The following is a 15,659-nucleotide window of genomic DNA, read 5'->3' as shown; positions in this document are numbered from 1 at the left end:
ATGCGCCGCAACACCTTCCTGTTCGTGGCCGTCTCGATGCTGGCCGGCCTCGGCGGCAGCGCCATGGCCCTGGTCTCCGGCATCTGGATCCTGGACCTCACCGGCTCCACCGGGCTCGCCGCGCTGGCCGGTCTCTGCGTCTACGCCCCGACGCTGGCCGGACCGTGGCTCGGCGGCCTGCTCGACCGGGTGCCCCGGCGTCCCCTGGTGATCGGCGTCAACCTCGCGCTCGCCGCCGCGCTGCTGAGCCTGCTGGCCGTACGAGGGCCCGGCCAGGCGTGGCTGATCTACGCCGTCTCGTTCGCCTACGGCGTCGGCTACGTGCTCGTCGACGCCGGCGAGACCGCGCTGCTGCCCGCCGCGCTCCCCCCGGCCCGGCTGGCCGACGTCAACGGGTGGCGGTCGAGCGCGCAGGAGGGCATGAAGCTGGTGGCGCCGCTGGCCGGGGCGGGCCTGTACGCGTGGCGGGGCGGGCACGTCGTCGCGGTGCTCGCCGCCGCCGTACCGGTGCTCGTGGCCGCCCTGTACGGCGCGTTGCGCCTGACGCGGACCGACCCCGCTTCCCCGGCCGCACGCCCGGCGCGAGTGCGGGGCGGGCTTGCCGCGCTCCTGGCCCGGCGCGCGGTACGCGTACCCGTGGCGCTCGCGGCGGTGTCCATCGCGATGTCCGGCTTCACCACCGCGGCGCTGTACGACGTGGTGGTGACGGACCTGGCCATGCCGTCGACGTTCCTCGGTGTGCTCGCGAGCGCACAGGGCGCCGGGTCACTGCTCGCCGGGCTCGTCGTCGGCCGGTTCGCCCGCCGCCGCGGCGAGATCGCGGTCGGTGCCGCCGGCGCGGTCCTGTTCGCCGTCGGCTGTCTCGGGCGATGCCTGCCGTGGTGGCCGGGCACCGTGGCCGCCTCGGTGGTGGCCGGTGTAGGTCTGCCCTGGACGCTCGTCGCGGCGGTCACCGCCGTGCAGACCTACACGCCACCGGCGATGCTGGGGCGGGTCGCCGGGACCGCGAACACCGCGATGTTCGGCCCGATCACGCTGGCCGTCCCGCTCGGGTCGGCGGCGGTAGCCGTCGGCGGGCGGCCGCCGTTGGTGGTCGCCGCCGTGATGTGCCTGGCCGCCGCGCTTGCGGCGGCTCATGGCGGACGCCGCCGGGGCGGAGCCGCCACCCCGGCGCAGGCCGGTGACGAGGCCCGGGTCCGGGCCTGACCGGATGCGGCCCGTCCCCAGGGGTGAGGGGGACGGGCCGCACGATCGTCAGCGCCAGGTGTCGGTGACGGCGCGGGTGCCGCCGGCCGGCGTGGTGAGCGTCCGGTTGGCGCCGGACTCCCAGGTCACCGTGCCGTCCGGGTTCTTCTTGACGTACTTGTACTCGACGGCGGTGTTCGCGGGCAGGTCGACCGTGGCCCGCCAGACTGGGTAGGCGGCGGACGAGAGCGCGACGGCGGCGGCCGGGTTCCAGCCGCCGAGCGCCGGTATGTTGCCGACCACGAACACGTTCTGCCCGTAGACGGTGGTCGCGGTGGCGGAGAACGTGGTGGCCACAGTCGTGGTGACGGTGTCGCCGCGGAACGTCTCGGTCACCGCGTACGTGCCGCCGGCCGGGGTGGTGAACGTCCGGTTCGCGCCGGACTCCCAGGTGACGGCGCCGGCGGAGGTCAGCTTGACGAACTTGTACTCCACGGCGGCGGACCGGGGCAGGCTGACGGTGGCGCGGTAGGCGCCTCCGCCCTGCGCGGCGAGCTCGACTCCGTTCGCGGGCGTCCACGAGCCCAGCTCGGGGATGCCGCCGACGACGTAGACGTCCTGCCCGGCGGCCAGGTTCGCGGTGACGGTGAACGTGGTGGCGATCCGGTCACCCGGGCTGACCGTCGGGGACGCGGTCGGGGAGGCCGTCGGGGACGGGCTCGCGCCCGGCCGGGCGTTCACGTGGATGGCGACCGCGTCGTTGGCCGGGACGGTCACGGTGGCCCGGCCACCGGACACCGTCACCGTGGAGCCGGTGCAGCCGCTGCCGGTGGCGACGCCGGAGACGACGTCGCAGTACCGGCCGTCGGCGAGACCGGTGACGAAGGTGGCGGTGGTGGCCGAGCCGGAGTCGTTGATGCCGATCCACGCCCGGTCGCCCCGGTGGAAGCCGATCACGTTGCTGTTCACAGTGGTGAAGTCCGAGACGGTCTTCACCGGGCGGGCCGCGTTGGCCCAGCCGACCATGCCCTTGACGCCGGTGGTGCGGCTCAGGCAGTTCCAGACGGCGCCGCACACCGTGTCGGTGACGCGCCCGGTGCCGTCGTGCGGCGGGGACTGGTTGCGGTTGGACCAGGTGAAGCTGTCGTAGACCGACGGCCTGCCGTGCGGGTAGGCCAGCGCGAAGTAGTTCGCCAGCACGTAGTCGGTGCCGTTCTTGTACGACAGCACCACGCCGTCGCGCTCCAGGTCGTGGTTGGTGACCATGGAGAAGACGTTTGCGCTCGGCGCGTCGAGGTTCCAGTTCGGCACGTTCGCCAGCGCCGAGATGGAGCCCTGGAACGCCGAGCGGATGCCCTTGGCGTACGCGAAGTCGAGCACGTCGCCGTTGCCGATGTACGCGCGGGCCTGCAACGCCGGGTTGCTCGCCCCGTCGAAGATCTCCTGCGCCACGTAAGGTCGCCGGCCCTCGGCGACGGTGTCGTTCAGCTTGCCGAGGACGGCCGCGAAGTCGTCCTTGCGGATGTGCTTGACCGCGTCGACCCGGAAGCCGTCGACGCCGAGCCCGATCAGGTCGTTCAGGTACGCCGCGATCTTGTTCCGGACCGTTTCCTTCTCGGTGTAGAGGTCGGACAGCGACAGCAGCTCGCAGCTGGTCACCTGGGCCTCGTTGTTCCAGTCGCCGATCGCGCCGCCGGTCGGGCAGTTGTCGCCGGGGCGGTGGAAGTCACCGTCGCCGTACGGCACGGCCGGGTAGCTGTAGCCGGAGAACTCGGTGCCGGCGTAGCCGCGCGTACCGGCCGGGTTGTTGGTGCCGGCCATGTGGTTGACCACCGCGTCGACGTAGACGCGCACACCGGCGTTGTGGCACGCGGTGACCATGGCGGCGAACTGCTGGCGGTTGCCGAACCGGCTGTCCAGCCTGTACGACACCGGCTGGTACACCTCGTACCAGGGGTAGGCGCCGTCAGCGCTGGCGGGCAGCTTCACCGACTCCTGCGGCGGCGCCACCTGCACCGCGCCGTATCCGGCCGGTCCGAGGTGGTCGGTGCAGGCGGCGGCGACCGACGTCCAGTTCCATTCCCAGAGGTTGGCGGTCACCTCGCTGTCGTTGAGCACGACGGCGGCGCGGGCGGGGGTGGGGACGGTGGTGGCAGCGGCGACGGCGACCGTGCCGCCGGCCGCGACGAGCGCGGCGGCGAGCAGCAGGCGACCGGCGCGGCCACGGGGGTGTGGCCTGGTGGATTGCATGGTTGGGGGACCTCTTCCGTGGGTTCGAAAGGGTGAGCGGGGGTGGGGCGGCCGTCCCGGGTGACGAACACGATGCGCCATCCATGAAAGTCTTTGCAAGAGCTTGCGGCAAAGTTTTCGAAACCAGCAGGCAATACGAAGCGGCCCGCGTTCCCGGCCACCAGCGGCGATCCATGCTGGACCCGGTGAACCAGGGTCGGTCGCGGTTCCCGCTGCTCGGGACACGGTGAACCGCTTTGCGGGATGACCGCAACTTCCGAGCAGATTTTCCAACGTTTGCGGGCCGGCGACTCCGACCTGAGCCGATCCGGGCCTGCCGGGGGCCGCCGGCACGTACCGTGTCGGTAGATCCCGCTCACGGACGGCTCACACGCCGTGCCCGTGCGCGCCGTCCTGGCCCGAGGGAGATGCCGTGACCGCAGCCGGTGTCCGCCGGCACGCCGTGGCCGGCGCGCCGCTGCTGTGTGACGCCCGGGAGCACGGCCTGACCGGTGACGGGGTGACCAACGACCAGCCGGCCCTGGCGGCGCTCGTCGACCGGCTCGGCGACGCGTACGACGCCGACGGCCGGGCCAGGGTGGTCTACTGCCCGCCCGGGGTGTACGCCGTCCGCGACGCCGCCACCGTCTGGCGCAGCGGGGTGTCGCTGGTGGGCGCCGGGCCGGGTGCGACCCGGTTCGTGCTGAGCAACGAGGGCAACCGGGCGCAGCCGGTTCCGCTGGCGTTCCACACCGCCGAGCAGCACGGGGCGAGCCCGGACCGGCATCTGGCCTACTGCACGTTCGCCGACTTCGAGATCGACGGTTCCGGGGTCGCGTCGGCCGACTACAACCCGCTGGCCAAAGGGCTGGGGTTGCAGTACGTGACCGGGGGCGTCTTCCGCAACCTGTTCATCCACCACACCGCCGCCACCGGGTTCGGCTGCGACTTCCTCCAGGACACGGTGGTCGACAACGTCCGGGTGCTGGAGTGCGGACGGATGGACGACGGCCTGGAGATGGGCGGCGCGGGCATCGGCATCGGCATCGGCGGGTGGGGGCCGGTCGAGCGGCTGACCATCGCCGACTGCACGGCCGTCGGCAACGCCACCAACGGGATCTTCGTCGAGATGCAGTACGCGGGCCGGCCGCAGCCCCGGGGCATCCGGATCATCGGCTGCCACGCCGAGGGCAACCGGTTCGGCATCTCCGACTGGGGCGCCGACGGGCTGATCGTCACCGGCTGCACGATGGTCGGCAACCTGGAGGCCGGCTTCCAGGTCTCGGCGAAGGGCACCACCGGCGTTCCCGGGCGCGGCGGCCTGCTCACCGACTGCCTGATCGACGGCAACCTCCGCGACGGGGTGAACATCGGCAACACGCGGGGTCCCTACACGGTGCGGGGCAACCGGATCACCGGCAACGGCCGTTACGGCTACCACCACCAGGATCTCGGCGAGGGCAACCGGGCCACCGCCGAGGAGATCGTCATCGAGAGCAACGACATCTGGGGCAACAGCCTCGACGGAATCCGCTCCGACCGCCCACTGCGGGACGCGGTGATCATCAACAACCGGATCCGCAACAACGGCCGCCAGTGCGCCCCGGCCGCCACCGGCGGCGGCGAGTCGGTCCGCTACACCGAGACCACGCTCGTCGACCAGCGTGCCCGCTGGCCGCGGGACGGGCACCGGGGCAAGCGCCTGCGAGTCGGCCGGCGCTTCGCGGTGGTCGCCAGCAACGACGAGACGACGCTCGTGCTCGCGCCGAACCGCCCGGGCATCGACAGCTCCTGGAGCGCCGACATCCCGTCGCCCGGTACGCCGTACGAGCTGCCGGACCCGCCGCCGAACCGGGCCGGTGTCACGCTGAACGCCACCTGCGACTCGGTCACCGTGCGCGGCAACCTGATCCGGGACAGCGGCTCCGGCACGCAGACCGCCGGCATCTGGATCACCGAGCGCGGCAGTTGCCTGAACTGCCGGGTGGTCGAGAACGACCTCGACGGCAACCACACCGCGATCCGCGCCGACACCCCCGCCCTCGGCGGGCACTGGGAGGGCAACCACGGCGACCAGTGACCGCCCTGGTGTGGGGCGGCGGGCGCGACCGGCGCCCGGGTCAGAACCGCCGGCGCGGCAGCCAACCCAGGAAGCGAGCCCTGGCCTGGGCGGGTGGCAGGGCCGGAAGGTCCTTGGTGGCGGCGACGAGACAGGCGCCGAGATAGACGGCGAGCCCGGCGGTCGTACCACCGAACTCGACGAGCAGCTGACTCTGCTTCGTGGGACACGGCCAGGCGGCGGCGCAGCCGCTGCACCGCCAGCTCGGCGGCAGCGGCAGATGTGCGGGCGGGGCGTAGTGGCGGGACGCGCTGTTGCGGCCACGCCGGTCCGGGCGCGGCCGTCCGGCGCCGGGCGCCGGCCCTGCGAGGCGCTGGCGGACACGGGTCAGCGCCGCGCCGACCCGGACCAGTGCCTCCACCCCCACCCGCTGGGCCAGCACGGCGGTCAGCAGGTGATGCCCCAACACGTCGAACTCGTCAAGGGTCCATCCCCGCCGCTGGCAGAAGTCGCGCAGCGCATGGCCGTCCGCGCGGGACGGATGCGCCAGCGCCTCCTGCAGCGTCTCCCGCACCGCGACGCTCAGGGCCGGCTCGTTCCCCCGGAGCCGGCCGGCCACGCGATGATCGTCCACGATCTGCCGGAGCGACTCCGCCGCCGCCTTCCGGGCCACGTCCCGCGCATACGCCATGTCCACCTGCGCCCCCTCGACCACCGCCCCCAGCGAGCCACAACGGGGCCGACTTTTCCGCACCGGCGGAATGCGGGGCTAGGCCCCTCAGCGCACGAAAGGCATGCCGCTGATCGCTTAGCGCAAAGTCCATTGATGGGATTGGGGATGTCCAGGAATCCCATCAAGCAATAACATTCGGGAGATGAGATTCCTTCGCTCCCCGCGGTGACGACTTCCACTCCCCGGACGGACACGGCAGGGAGACGACGTGAGGCCCAGCTCCATCGTCAGCCATCACTTCAGGAGCCGGCGGCCGGACCTCATTCACCATTACCTCACCGAGGCGTACGGCACGCGGGGCATGCGCATCCGCGGGGGCGGCGGGTTCCGGCTCAGCCACCGACGGCTCAACGCCGGCTCGTTCCGGGTGGACCGGGTCGCGCAGTCGGGCGATCTGCGCATCGACGTCGAGCAACTCGACTCGGTGGTCGTCTGCCAGAGCACGAGCAGCATGGTGAGCCGCATCAGTGAGGGCGAACTGCATCCCTCCGCCCCGGTGACGTGTTCCTGAACGCCCATCCGGGCCGTCCGTACCGCCTACGGTGGCGCTGCGGAGAGGTGCTGCTGGTCCAGCTGGACCCGGGCCTGCTCCAGCAGGTCGTCTCCCCTGCTCCCGGACGCCGGCCCGCACCCATCCGGTTCACCGACCTCCAGCCGGCCTCCCCGGTTCTGGCCGAGCACTGGCGGCTCACCGCCCGCTACGTACGCCTCGCCGTGCTGGGCAACCCCGAGGCCGGCCGCCAGCCGCTGGTGCTCGCCACGGCGGCGCGCACCCTCGCGGCGGCCGCGCTCGCCGTCTTTCCCAACACCGCTCTGACCGATCCGACGCCGCAGGACCGCCGGGACGCCTCGGCGCCGGCGCTCCGCCGGGCCATCGCCTTCATGGAGGAGAACGCGCACCGTGACATCAGCCCGGCGGATGTCGCAGTCGCCGCCGCCGTGTCCGTACGATCCCTGCAACTGGCCTTCCGGCGGCATCTGGACAGCACGCCGGCCGCCTACCTGCGGCGCATCCGGCTGGAGCGGGCACACCAGGAACTGCGCATGAGCGATCCGAGACGCGAAACCGTCAGCCGGATCGCCACCCGATGGGGATTCCTGAGCCACAGCAGGTTCACCGCTCACTATCGGTCCGTATTTGGCATCCCACCGAGCCGTACGCTGCACGGCTGACCCGGCCGGACCTGTGCCGGGCGACCGGCCCCGGCAACGGGGCGAGCCCCGGCCCGTCGCGGCGCGACGGACCGGGGCTCGCTCAGATGCGGCGGATCAGGCCAGGTCGAAGCGGTCCAGCTCCATGACCTTCGTCCAGGCGGCCACGAAGTCGCGGACGAACTTCTCCCGCGCGTCGTCGCTGGCGTAGACCTCGGCCAGCGCCCGCAGCTGCGAGTTGGAGCCGAAGATGAGGTCGACCGCGGTGGCGGTCCACTTCACCTGGTCGGTCGCCAGGTCCCGGATCTCGTACACGTGCTCCTCGGACTCCGCCGCCTTCCACCGGGTGCCCGGGGACAGCAGGTTGACGAAGAAGTCGTTGGTGAGCACGCCGGGCCGGTCGGTGAGCACGCCGTGCGCGGCGCCGCCGACGTTGTTGCCGAGCGCGCGCAGACCGCCGACCAGCACGGTCATCTCCGGCGCGGTCAGGTTCAGCATGTACGCGCGGTCGATGAGCAGAACCTCCGGCTGGGTCTTCTCGCCCGGCCGCAGGTAGTTGCGGAAACCGTCGGCACGCGGCTCCATCACCCGGAACGACTCGACGTCGGTCTGCTCCTGCGTGGCGTCGGTACGACCCGCGTGGAACGGCACCGTCACCTCGACGCCGGCGTCGCGCGCCGCCTGCTCGACAGCGGCCGAGCCGGCCAGCACGATCAGGTCGGCGAGCGAGATCTGGGCGCCGCCGGCCGCGTTGAACTCCTGCTGGATGCCCTCCAGGGTGCTCAGCACGGTGGCGAGCTGCTCGGGCTGGTTGACCTCCCAGTTGCGCTGCGGCTCCAGCCGGATCCGCGCGCCGTTGGCGCCACCGCGCTTGTCGGTGGAGCGGTAGCTCGCGGCCGAGGCCCAGGCGGTGGAGACCAGCTGGGCGGTGGTGAGGCCGGACTCCAGCACCTTCGCCTTGAGCGCGGCGACGTCGGAGTCGCTCACCAGCTCGTGCTCGACGGCCGGTACCGGGTCCTGCCAGAGCTGGGCCTCGGGCACCCACGGGCCGAGGAAGCGGCTGACCGGACCCATGTCACGGTGCAGCAGCTTGTACCAGGCCTTGGCGAACGCCAGCGCGAACTCGTCCGGGTTCTCCAGGAACCGGCGGGAGATCTTCTCGTACGCCGGGTCGACCCGCAGCGACAGGTCGGTCGTGAGCATGGTCGGCTTGTGCTTCTTCGACGGGTCGTGGGCGTCCGGGATGATCGCCTCGGCGTCCTTGGCGACCCACTGCTTGGCGCCACCGGGGCTGGTGGTCAGCTCCCACTCGTAGCCGAAGAGGATCTCGAAGAACCGGTTGCTCCACTCCGTCGGGCGGTCGGTCCAGGTCACCTCGAGACCGCTGGTGATCGTGTCGCCGCCCTTGCCCTCGCCGTACGTGCTCAGCCAGCCCAGGCCCTGCGACTCCAGCGGCGCGGCCTCCGGCTCGGGACCGACGTGGCCGTCGGCGGGGCCGGCGCCGTGGGTCTTGCCGAAGGTGTGGCCGCCGGCGATCAGCGCGACGGTCTCCTCGTCGTTCATGGCCATCCGGCGGAACGTCTCGCGGATGAAGTGCGCCGCGGCGAGCGGGTCGGCGTTGCCGCGCGGGCCCTCCGGGTTGACGTAGATCAGACCCATCTCGGTGGCGCCGACGCCGGCCACCATCTCCTTCTCGGAGGAGTAGCGCTCGTCGCCGAGCCAGGCGTCCTCGGGGCCCCAGAAGATCTCCTCCGGCTCCCAGACGTCCTCACGGCCGAAACCGAAGCCGAAGGTCTTGAAGCCCATCGACTCCAGGGACACGTTGCCGGCGAGCACCAGCAGGTCGGCCCAGGAGATCTTCTGGCCGTACTTCTGCTTGACCGGCCAGAGCAGCCGGCGGGCCTTGTCCAGGTTGGCGTTGTCGGGCCAGCTGTTCAGCGGGGCGAACCGCTGCCCGCCGTCGCCGGCGCCACCGCGGCCGTCCTCGATGCGGTAGGTGCCCGCGGCGTGCCAGCTCATCCGGATCATCAGGCCGCCGTAGTGGCCGAAGTCGGCCGGCCACCAGTCCTGCGAGGTGGTGAGAACCTCGGCGATGTCCCGCTTGAGCGCCTCGACGTCGAGCTTGGCGAACTCCCTGGCGTAGCTGAACTCCGGGCCCAGCGGGTTGCCCTTGGAGGAGTGGGCGTGCAGCACCGACAGGTCGAGCTGGTTGGGCCACCAGTCGCGGTTGCTGCGCGGACGACCGCCGGTCTTCGGGGTCGGCGAGTCGATCGCCGGGTTCTCGCTCTCGCTGCCGTGCGCGGTCACGGAGTCGTGCGCGACCGGGCAGCCGGCCGCCTCCTTGGCGTCCACGCCCTGCGGGCTGACGGGCCGGTTGTCCTGGGTGTCGCTCATCTGTTTCCTTCCGAACTGGCGGATCGCTGGGCGGTACGGTCGGCCGCGCAGCCGGGGCAGGTGCCCCAGTAGACGACCTCCGCCTCGTCCACCACGAAGCCGTGGTCGTCCGAGGCGGTGAGACAGGGGGCGCGGCCGACGGCGCACTCGACGTCGGCGATGGCGCCGCAGGAACGGCACACGACGTGGTGGTGGTTGTCTCCCACCCTCGACTCGTAGCGGGCCGTGGCGCCGGCCGGCTGGATGCGCCGGATCAGCCCGGCGTCGGTGAGTGCCCGGAGCACATCGTAGACCGCCTGGTGGGACACGGTGGGCTGGTCGGCGCGGACCAGGGCGATCACCGTGTCGGTGTCGACGTGTGGATGGTCACGCAGCGCGGCCAGCACCGCCAGGCGGGGCCGGGTCACCCGCAACGAGACCGCCCGGAGCTGCGTCTCGAAGTCGGCCGTCATGCGACGACCTTAGTCCGCTCTTTTGGAATGAATCAAGTTTTTGCCCAGGTGTGTCGGCTGTCACATCAGCACACTCCGGGCACACGAAAACGGGGGTGCCGCGCCAGGCGCGGCACCCCCTCCCCGGAAGAGGGCTCAGGCGGCGGAACAGCTCGCCGTCGGTGTGTTGCTGTTGCCGTTCTTGTAGAGCGTGATGCCGAAGCTGTTGCCGTTGCCGTTCGGGCGTGCGGTGAGCGTGCCGCTGGTGCCGCTCACGGACGCGTTCCAGCTGTTCTGGAGGCTCTGCCCGCCCTGGGTCTGGATGCTGACCACCCAGTTGCTGGTGCCGCTGACCGAGAAGGTCACGTTGAACCGGTCGCTCCACTCCTCGGCCCGGCTGACGCTGACCGTGCAGCCACCGTTGTTCGGCGGCGGGGTGGTCGGGTTGCCACCGCTGGTCCCGCCGATCGTGATGTTGGAGTTGCCGCTGCTCTGGTAGCCCTCGGTGGCCAGGATCTGGTAGTCGTGCGAACCGAGGTTCATGCCGTAGCGCGACCAGGCGTCGAAGTGGTTGCCGGCGGTGATGGTGCCGCCCACGCGCTTCGACTGCCGGACGCTCCAGTACTGGTAGAACGTCCGCGTCCCCTCGATCGAGGGGGCGTTGACCCGCTGGGTGCGGTAGACGTCGTACGTGCCGCCGTCGGAGGACACCGAGCCCATGTAGCCGCTGCCCGGCGGGCGCCAGCTGCCCCAGCTGTCCACGATGTAGTACTCGACGAGCGGGTTGCGCGTCCAGCCGTAGAGCGTCAGGTACGCGTTGCCGGACGGGTTGAAGCTGCCGGAGTAGCTGACCGTCCGCCGCCCGCCCGGGTTCCAGCCCTTGCCGGCGACGAAGTTGTTGATGTTGCTCCACTGGGTGCTGTACTGACCGCCGTTGCCCATGGTCATGGACACGTTGCCACTGTCTTTCCAGAAGGAATAGAAGTAGCCGTTGTTGGTGCCGGTCGAGTTCGACGTGACGGTGGTGTCGGCGTAGGCCGGACCGGACGTGACCGCCGTCGCCCCGGCGGCGATCAGCGCCACGGCGCAGGCGCCGCCGAGGACCATCCTGAGGCGTCCGCGGCTGCGAATGCCCGTGCGGACGGGGGCGTCTTTCATGGACGGGTTTCCTCCCTGTGACGGCTGGCGGGCGGCCAGCCGGGTGGCGCGAGCAGCGGGTGCTCGCCCGCCCGCGGGACGGCGGGACCGGGGCGACAGCCGCGCCACGGTGGTGGTCGGACATCGACGTCAATCGAGATACGCCGATGGCCACAGTATTGGAGGCCCGGTTCATCCTGTCAACAAGTTCCGGAAATGTTGTGGTAACCGCTCCGCTACCCCTGAACGGGCGTTGCGGCTGCCGGAAAGGGCGTCCGATCAGCGCGGACGAGGCGGCGACAGTCGATCGGCCACCGTCTGAAGCGGCAAAATCCCGAAACTTTTCGGACTCGTTCCGGATCAACACCGTCACCATCCGCCCGGATACCGGCACGGCGGCGGCCGGACCGTCCACATTTGACGCCTCGCCGGTCGGTCGGTTCAATGACGGCCGGACCGGAGTCGGACCCGATTCCGGCCGGGTGAACCGAGGACGTCGCGTACCCGTCCGGCGTACGTCATCACCGGAAGGACCGCCCTGTGACAGCCGATGCCCCCGGCCCGCGCCCGCGGCCGCGCCGGATCCCACGCGGCGCGGTCGCCGCCGGCGCCGCCGGGCTGGCGGCGCTGATCCTTGCGGTCGCCGCACTCAGCGGGACCGTCGCCGCCGCCCGCGACGACGAGCCGGCCGGCCGGAGCGTCTCCGCCGAGCACCTGACCGCGATCCGGACCGCGGCCCGCGCCTGCCCCGCGCTGACCCCGGCGCGGCTGGCCGGGCAACTGATGGCCGAGTCGGGTCTGGACGCGCGGGCCGAGCGGACCGCGTCCGGCGGCCGCGGTCTGGCCGGCCTGGACGACGAGCGGTGGCGGACCTGGGCGCCGTGGCCGGACGCGCAGCGCACGGACGCGGCCGCCAACATCCTCGCGCTCGCCCACCACATGTGCGATCTGGCCGGGCAACTGCGCGCGGCAGCAGTCCCCGGCGACCCGTGGCGACTGTCGCTCGCCGCGTTCCACACCGGTTTCGACGAGGTCCGCGAAGCCGAGGGGGTGCCCTCGGCAGCGGTCCCGTACGTCGACGAGGCGAGCCGGTACGCCGCCTACTACGGGCGGCAGGACGGTTTCGCCGGTACCGGCCCGGCGGGCGGCGAGAGCGAGCGCCGGCAGCCCAAGGCGGTCCCCGCCGCGTACGTGCGCCTGGTGGTACGGGCCGGCTCGGTGTGCCCGCAGGTGCCGCCGGCCACTGTCGCCGCGCAGCTCATGGCCTCCTCCGGCTTCGACCCGAACCTGCTCGGCGACGGCGGCCGCAAGGGCGTCGCCCAGTTCCGGCCCGAGCTGTGGCGTGCGTACGGGCCGTCCGGCGCCTCGCCGTGGGATCCGCAGGCGGCCGTACCGGCGGCCGGCGCCACGCTCTGCGCGCTGCGGCGGGAACTGGCCGCGCTCGACGGCGACCCGGACCTGCTGGCGCTGGCCGCGTACCGCAACGGGACCGACGCCGTACGCCACACCGGCGGCGACTTCGACGCCGGGACGCAGGCGTTCCTGCGCACGGTCCGGGAGTTCGCCGACTTCTACGCCCTCGACGGCCGGCTGCGCGGTACGCCCGCGAGTTCCGGCGCACCCGCCACCCGGACGCCCACGGCGAAGCCGCCGTCCTCGTCGGTCACGCGCCCGTCCACGCCGACGCCGACGGCGGGCACGTCGAAGGAGCCGGAGAAGCCGCCCGCACCGGTCCGTCCGGCCGGCACGAAGCAACTCGTCGGCAAGGAGACCGGCCTGTGCGCGAGCGGCGGCAGCGGGGACGGCGTACGCGTCGTGCTGCGGGCCTGCCGGGAGGAGCGTTCCCAGTGGTGGACGTTCGCGTCCGACGGCAGCGTCCGGGTCGACGGCGGCCTCTGCCTGGACGTGGCCTGGGGCGAGAAGCGCGACGGCGTACCGGTGCAGACCGCGTGGTGCAGCGGCAACCCGGCGCAGAAGTGGGAGTGGATCGAGAGCCAGGGCCGGCGCTCGCTGTTCAACCGGGCGACCGACCGCTGCCTGGACGTCGACGGCCACGCCGCGGGCGCGCCGCTGAACGCCTGGACCTGCGTGTTCAACGTGAAGCAGACCTGGTCGCTGCGCTAGCGGCGCGACCAGGTCTGCCGACCGGGCCGGGTCAGGGAGTCGAGCCCAGGACCAGCCCGAACGCCCCGCAGCAGACCACGCCGAGGACGGCCAGCAGGACCAGCATGACGCTGTAGTTGGACCACAGGCCGAACCGGGTGACGTCGGTGCCGTACCCGTCGTAGACCCGGTTGCGCCATCCGCCGAAGCGGAACGCGAGGTGGTGCGCGGCCCCCGGCTGCACCGCGAGCGTCGTGGTGACGAGCGGGACGCCGACGAAGTCGGTGTACCGGACGTCGTGCGCGCCGGCCGGCACCGCGACGTGCCAGGTCCCCTCGCCGGGGATCGCGACCACCTGGCGGTCGATCTTGAAGCGGCTGGTCACCGGCACGGGGATCAGGTACGGCCCGCGGTTCACCGAGACGACGAGCACGCCGCAGCCGGGCGGCGGGGTGATCGGGTGCGGGTAGGCGATCAGCGGGCTGACGCCGCCGGGCATCGGCGGGTACGGCTGCGAGGGGAGGTAGGACACGGCTGGATTCTGGCACGGCCCCGCCAGCCGTCGATCTCCCCCGGTCAGCCCGCGCCGGGCGCTCCGGCGTCGGCCAGCAGCCGCTGTCGCATCAGGAACTTGCGGACCTTTCCGGTCGGCCCCGTGACCACGTCGTCGTCGGGGACCGTCACCACCCGGCGCAGCGTCACGGCCACCGCCGGCCCCAGCGCGGCCCGGACCCGGTCGGTCCGGTCGTGCGCCGGGTCGGCGTCGGCGGCGAGCAGGAGCAGCACGTCGGTGACTGTCGTGCCGTCATCCCCCGTCGCCGCGAGCACGGTGCAGTCGCGGACGTCCGGGCAGTGCCTGAGGATGCGCTCCTCGGACAGCGCGGTGTACAGCCAGGTGCCGCCGCCCAGGTCGACCGCGTCGCTGGCCCGGTCGACGTGGTGGTAGTCGCCGGCCGCGTCGCGGTACATCAGGTCACCGGTCAGGTAGTAGCCGCCCAGCCGGGTGCGGTACGTGGTGACCGAGTCGTTCCAGTAGCCGAGCGCCAGCGTCGGCGACTTGAGACCGACGTGCCCCACCTGCCCCGGCGGGACCTCCTCGCCGGTGTCCACGTCGAGCAGGGCGATCTCGGCGAACGGGTACGGCCTGCCGACGCAGCGGTCGTACCGGTCGCTGCCGAGCCGGTGGGTGATCCGGAACGCGCCGTGCCCCATCTCGGTGGAGCCGAGCATGTCGACGAACTTGGAGCCGGGCACGTCGACCATGCCGTCGCGGGTGTACGCGGGGTGACTGCCGACCGCGACCAGCCGGCGTACGTGCGCCTCGTGCGCGCAGTCACCGGTGTTGAACCAGTTGCGCACCGAGCTGAGGTCGCGGGTGGTGAGGTCGACCCGGGCCAGCTCGGACCAGGTCACCGCGAAGCCGAAGACGCCGGTGGGACGCCACCGCTCGATCGCGTCCAGGATCGTCTCCGCGCTGCGCTCGAACGGGCCGCCCTGCGCGGACAGGCACAGCAGCTGGTAGCCGTTGCAGAGCGCCTGGTTGAGCGTGATGATGCCGGCGGCGTGCGCGGCCGGCAACGCGGACATCTCCCGCACCTCGCCGTACGGCCGGGACTCGGTGAGCCGGACCGCGCGGATGGCGGCGAACAGGCCGTGGTGCGAGTGGACGATCGCCGCCGGTACCCGGGTGGTGCCCGAGGAGTGGGTGATGACCACCGGGTCCTCGGGGTGGTGCCGGTGGTGCGGCGGCGCCTGCGCCGGGTCGCCCGTGCCGGTCTGCGCCGCGTCGCCGAGGATCTCCACGCCGAGGTCGTGCTCGGCCAGGGCGGCGTGGTCGGCGTCGACCAGTACCCCGGCTCCGCGCAGCCGCCTGATGAACTCGGCCGCCAGCGGGATCGGCATGTTGCCGTTCATCAGCGCCGGGATCGCGCCGAGCCAGGTCAGCGCCAGGAAGTTGAGGAACACGTCGGGCGCGGAGGTCACGTACACCGCGACCGGGTCGGCCCGGCGGACGCCGCGCGACCGGAACCAGGCGGCCCGGGCCGCGACCCGGTCGGTGAGCCTCGCCAGCGACAGCGGCGTCCAGGCGGGGATGCCGTCGACGTCGGCGTCGAACGTCACCCGGGGCGTCTCCATGTCGGCGCCGTGCTCGGCCAGCCGGAGCAGCACGTTGCCCGCGCCCAGCTCCATGTCGGCCGCCAGCGTCGCCCGGAAGTTGTCGGCACCCAACTCGTCG

Annotated in this window: 12 protein-coding genes; 5 read left to right on the top strand and 7 right to left on the bottom strand. The window is 72.3% G+C overall.

Features of this window, described 5'->3' with window-relative positions; genetic code table 11:
* Entirely contained in the window at positions 1-1,206 is a 1,206-nt protein-coding gene (locus GA0070562_RS06930; RefSeq protein ID WP_254663748.1) for an MFS transporter, read from the top strand.
* Positions 1,207-1,254: 48 nt separating this feature from the next.
* On the opposite strand, the gene GA0070562_RS06925 is transcribed toward GA0070562_RS06930, so the two are convergent.
* The gene (locus GA0070562_RS06925; RefSeq protein ID WP_091417144.1) at positions 1,255-3,435 is read right to left on the bottom strand and encodes a carbohydrate-binding module family 20 domain-containing protein; all 2,181 of its coding nucleotides are present in this window, start codon (positions 3,433-3,435) and stop codon (positions 1,255-1,257) included.
* Positions 3,436-3,847: 412 nt separating this feature from the next.
* Between GA0070562_RS06925 and GA0070562_RS06920 the strand changes: the two genes are divergently transcribed.
* Complete coding sequence (locus tag GA0070562_RS06920; protein WP_091417139.1) at positions 3,848-5,494, top strand: right-handed parallel beta-helix repeat-containing protein; 1,647 nt, start codon at positions 3,848-3,850, stop codon at positions 5,492-5,494.
* A 40-nt stretch (positions 5,495-5,534) separates the two neighbouring features.
* On the opposite strand, the gene GA0070562_RS30605 is transcribed toward GA0070562_RS06920, so the two are convergent.
* The gene (locus tag GA0070562_RS30605; protein ID WP_244253763.1) at positions 5,535-6,170 is read right to left on the bottom strand and encodes a hypothetical protein; all 636 of its coding nucleotides are present in this window, start codon (positions 6,168-6,170) and stop codon (positions 5,535-5,537) included.
* Positions 6,171-6,414: 244 nt separating this feature from the next.
* Between GA0070562_RS30605 and GA0070562_RS06910 the strand changes: the two genes are divergently transcribed.
* Together GA0070562_RS06910 and GA0070562_RS06905 are read left to right on the top strand one after the other, a co-directional pair.
* Positions 6,415-6,717, top strand: coding sequence for a hypothetical protein (locus GA0070562_RS06910; RefSeq protein ID WP_091417136.1), 303 nt, complete (start codon positions 6,415-6,417; stop codon positions 6,715-6,717).
* A 47-nt stretch (positions 6,718-6,764) separates the two neighbouring features.
* On the top strand, positions 6,765-7,379 hold the full coding sequence (locus tag GA0070562_RS06905) for a helix-turn-helix transcriptional regulator (protein ID WP_091417132.1): 615 nt from the start codon (positions 6,765-6,767) through the stop codon (positions 7,377-7,379).
* A gap of 96 nt (positions 7,380-7,475) precedes the next feature.
* Here the strand turns inward: GA0070562_RS06905 and katG are convergent, their stop codons facing one another.
* From katG to GA0070562_RS06890, 3 genes are all read right to left on the bottom strand, one after another.
* On the bottom strand, positions 7,476-9,752 hold the full coding sequence (gene katG / locus GA0070562_RS06900; protein WP_091417130.1) for a catalase/peroxidase HPI: 2,277 nt from the start codon (positions 9,750-9,752) through the stop codon (positions 7,476-7,478).
* Positions 9,749-10,204 (bottom strand): Fur family transcriptional regulator, encoded by a 456-nt coding sequence (locus GA0070562_RS06895; RefSeq protein ID WP_091417126.1) that lies wholly within the window; start codon positions 10,202-10,204, stop codon positions 9,749-9,751. The genes katG and GA0070562_RS06895 overlap by 4 nt, the downstream gene beginning before the upstream one ends.
* 135 nt (positions 10,205-10,339) lie before the next feature.
* Entirely contained in the window at positions 10,340-11,341 is a 1,002-nt protein-coding gene (locus GA0070562_RS06890) for a glycoside hydrolase family 11 protein (protein ID WP_091417122.1), read from the bottom strand.
* Between the two features lie 519 nt (positions 11,342-11,860).
* Between GA0070562_RS06890 and GA0070562_RS06885 the strand changes: the two genes are divergently transcribed.
* The gene (locus GA0070562_RS06885) at positions 11,861-13,444 is read left to right on the top strand and encodes a ricin-type beta-trefoil lectin domain protein (protein WP_091417119.1); all 1,584 of its coding nucleotides are present in this window, start codon (positions 11,861-11,863) and stop codon (positions 13,442-13,444) included.
* 31 nt (positions 13,445-13,475) lie between these two features.
* Here the strand turns inward: GA0070562_RS06885 and GA0070562_RS06880 are convergent, their stop codons facing one another.
* Both GA0070562_RS06880 and GA0070562_RS06875 read right to left on the bottom strand, forming a co-directional pair.
* Positions 13,476-13,955: a hypothetical protein gene (locus GA0070562_RS06880; protein WP_091417116.1), complete on the bottom strand. Its 480-nt coding sequence runs from the start codon at positions 13,953-13,955 to the stop codon at positions 13,476-13,478.
* A 44-nt stretch (positions 13,956-13,999) separates the two neighbouring features.
* Positions 14,000-15,652 carry a class I adenylate-forming enzyme family protein gene (locus tag GA0070562_RS06875; protein ID WP_091417112.1) on the bottom strand — a complete coding sequence of 551 codons (1,653 nt, stop codon included), beginning with the start codon at positions 15,650-15,652 and terminating at the stop codon, positions 14,000-14,002.
* Positions 15,653-15,659 lie beyond the last annotated feature (7 nt).

Source organism: Micromonospora tulbaghiae, assembly GCF_900091605.1.
In the GTDB taxonomy this organism is placed as follows: domain Bacteria; phylum Actinomycetota; class Actinomycetes; order Mycobacteriales; family Micromonosporaceae; genus Micromonospora; species Micromonospora tulbaghiae.
The sequence above is the reverse complement of the archived record's forward strand: the minus strand, read 5'-3'. Positions and strand labels throughout refer to the sequence as shown.

What these genes read in the sequence shown, in the direction of transcription:
- GA0070562_RS06930 (WP_254663748.1), top strand. Translation starts at nt 1, where the DNA reads ATGCGCCGCAACACCTTCCTGTTCGTGGCCGTCTCGATGCTGGCCGGC.
- katG (WP_091417130.1), bottom strand. Translation starts at nt 9,752, where the DNA reads ATGAGCGACACCCAGGACAACCGGCCCGTCAGCCCGCAGGGCGTGGAC.
- GA0070562_RS06890 (WP_091417122.1), bottom strand. Translation starts at nt 11,341, where the DNA reads ATGAAAGACGCCCCCGTCCGCACGGGCATTCGCAGCCGCGGACGCCTC.
- GA0070562_RS06925 (WP_091417144.1), bottom strand. Translation starts at nt 3,435, where the DNA reads ATGCAATCCACCAGGCCACACCCCCGTGGCCGCGCCGGTCGCCTGCTG.
- GA0070562_RS06895 (WP_091417126.1), bottom strand. Translation starts at nt 10,204, where the DNA reads ATGACGGCCGACTTCGAGACGCAGCTCCGGGCGGTCTCGTTGCGGGTG.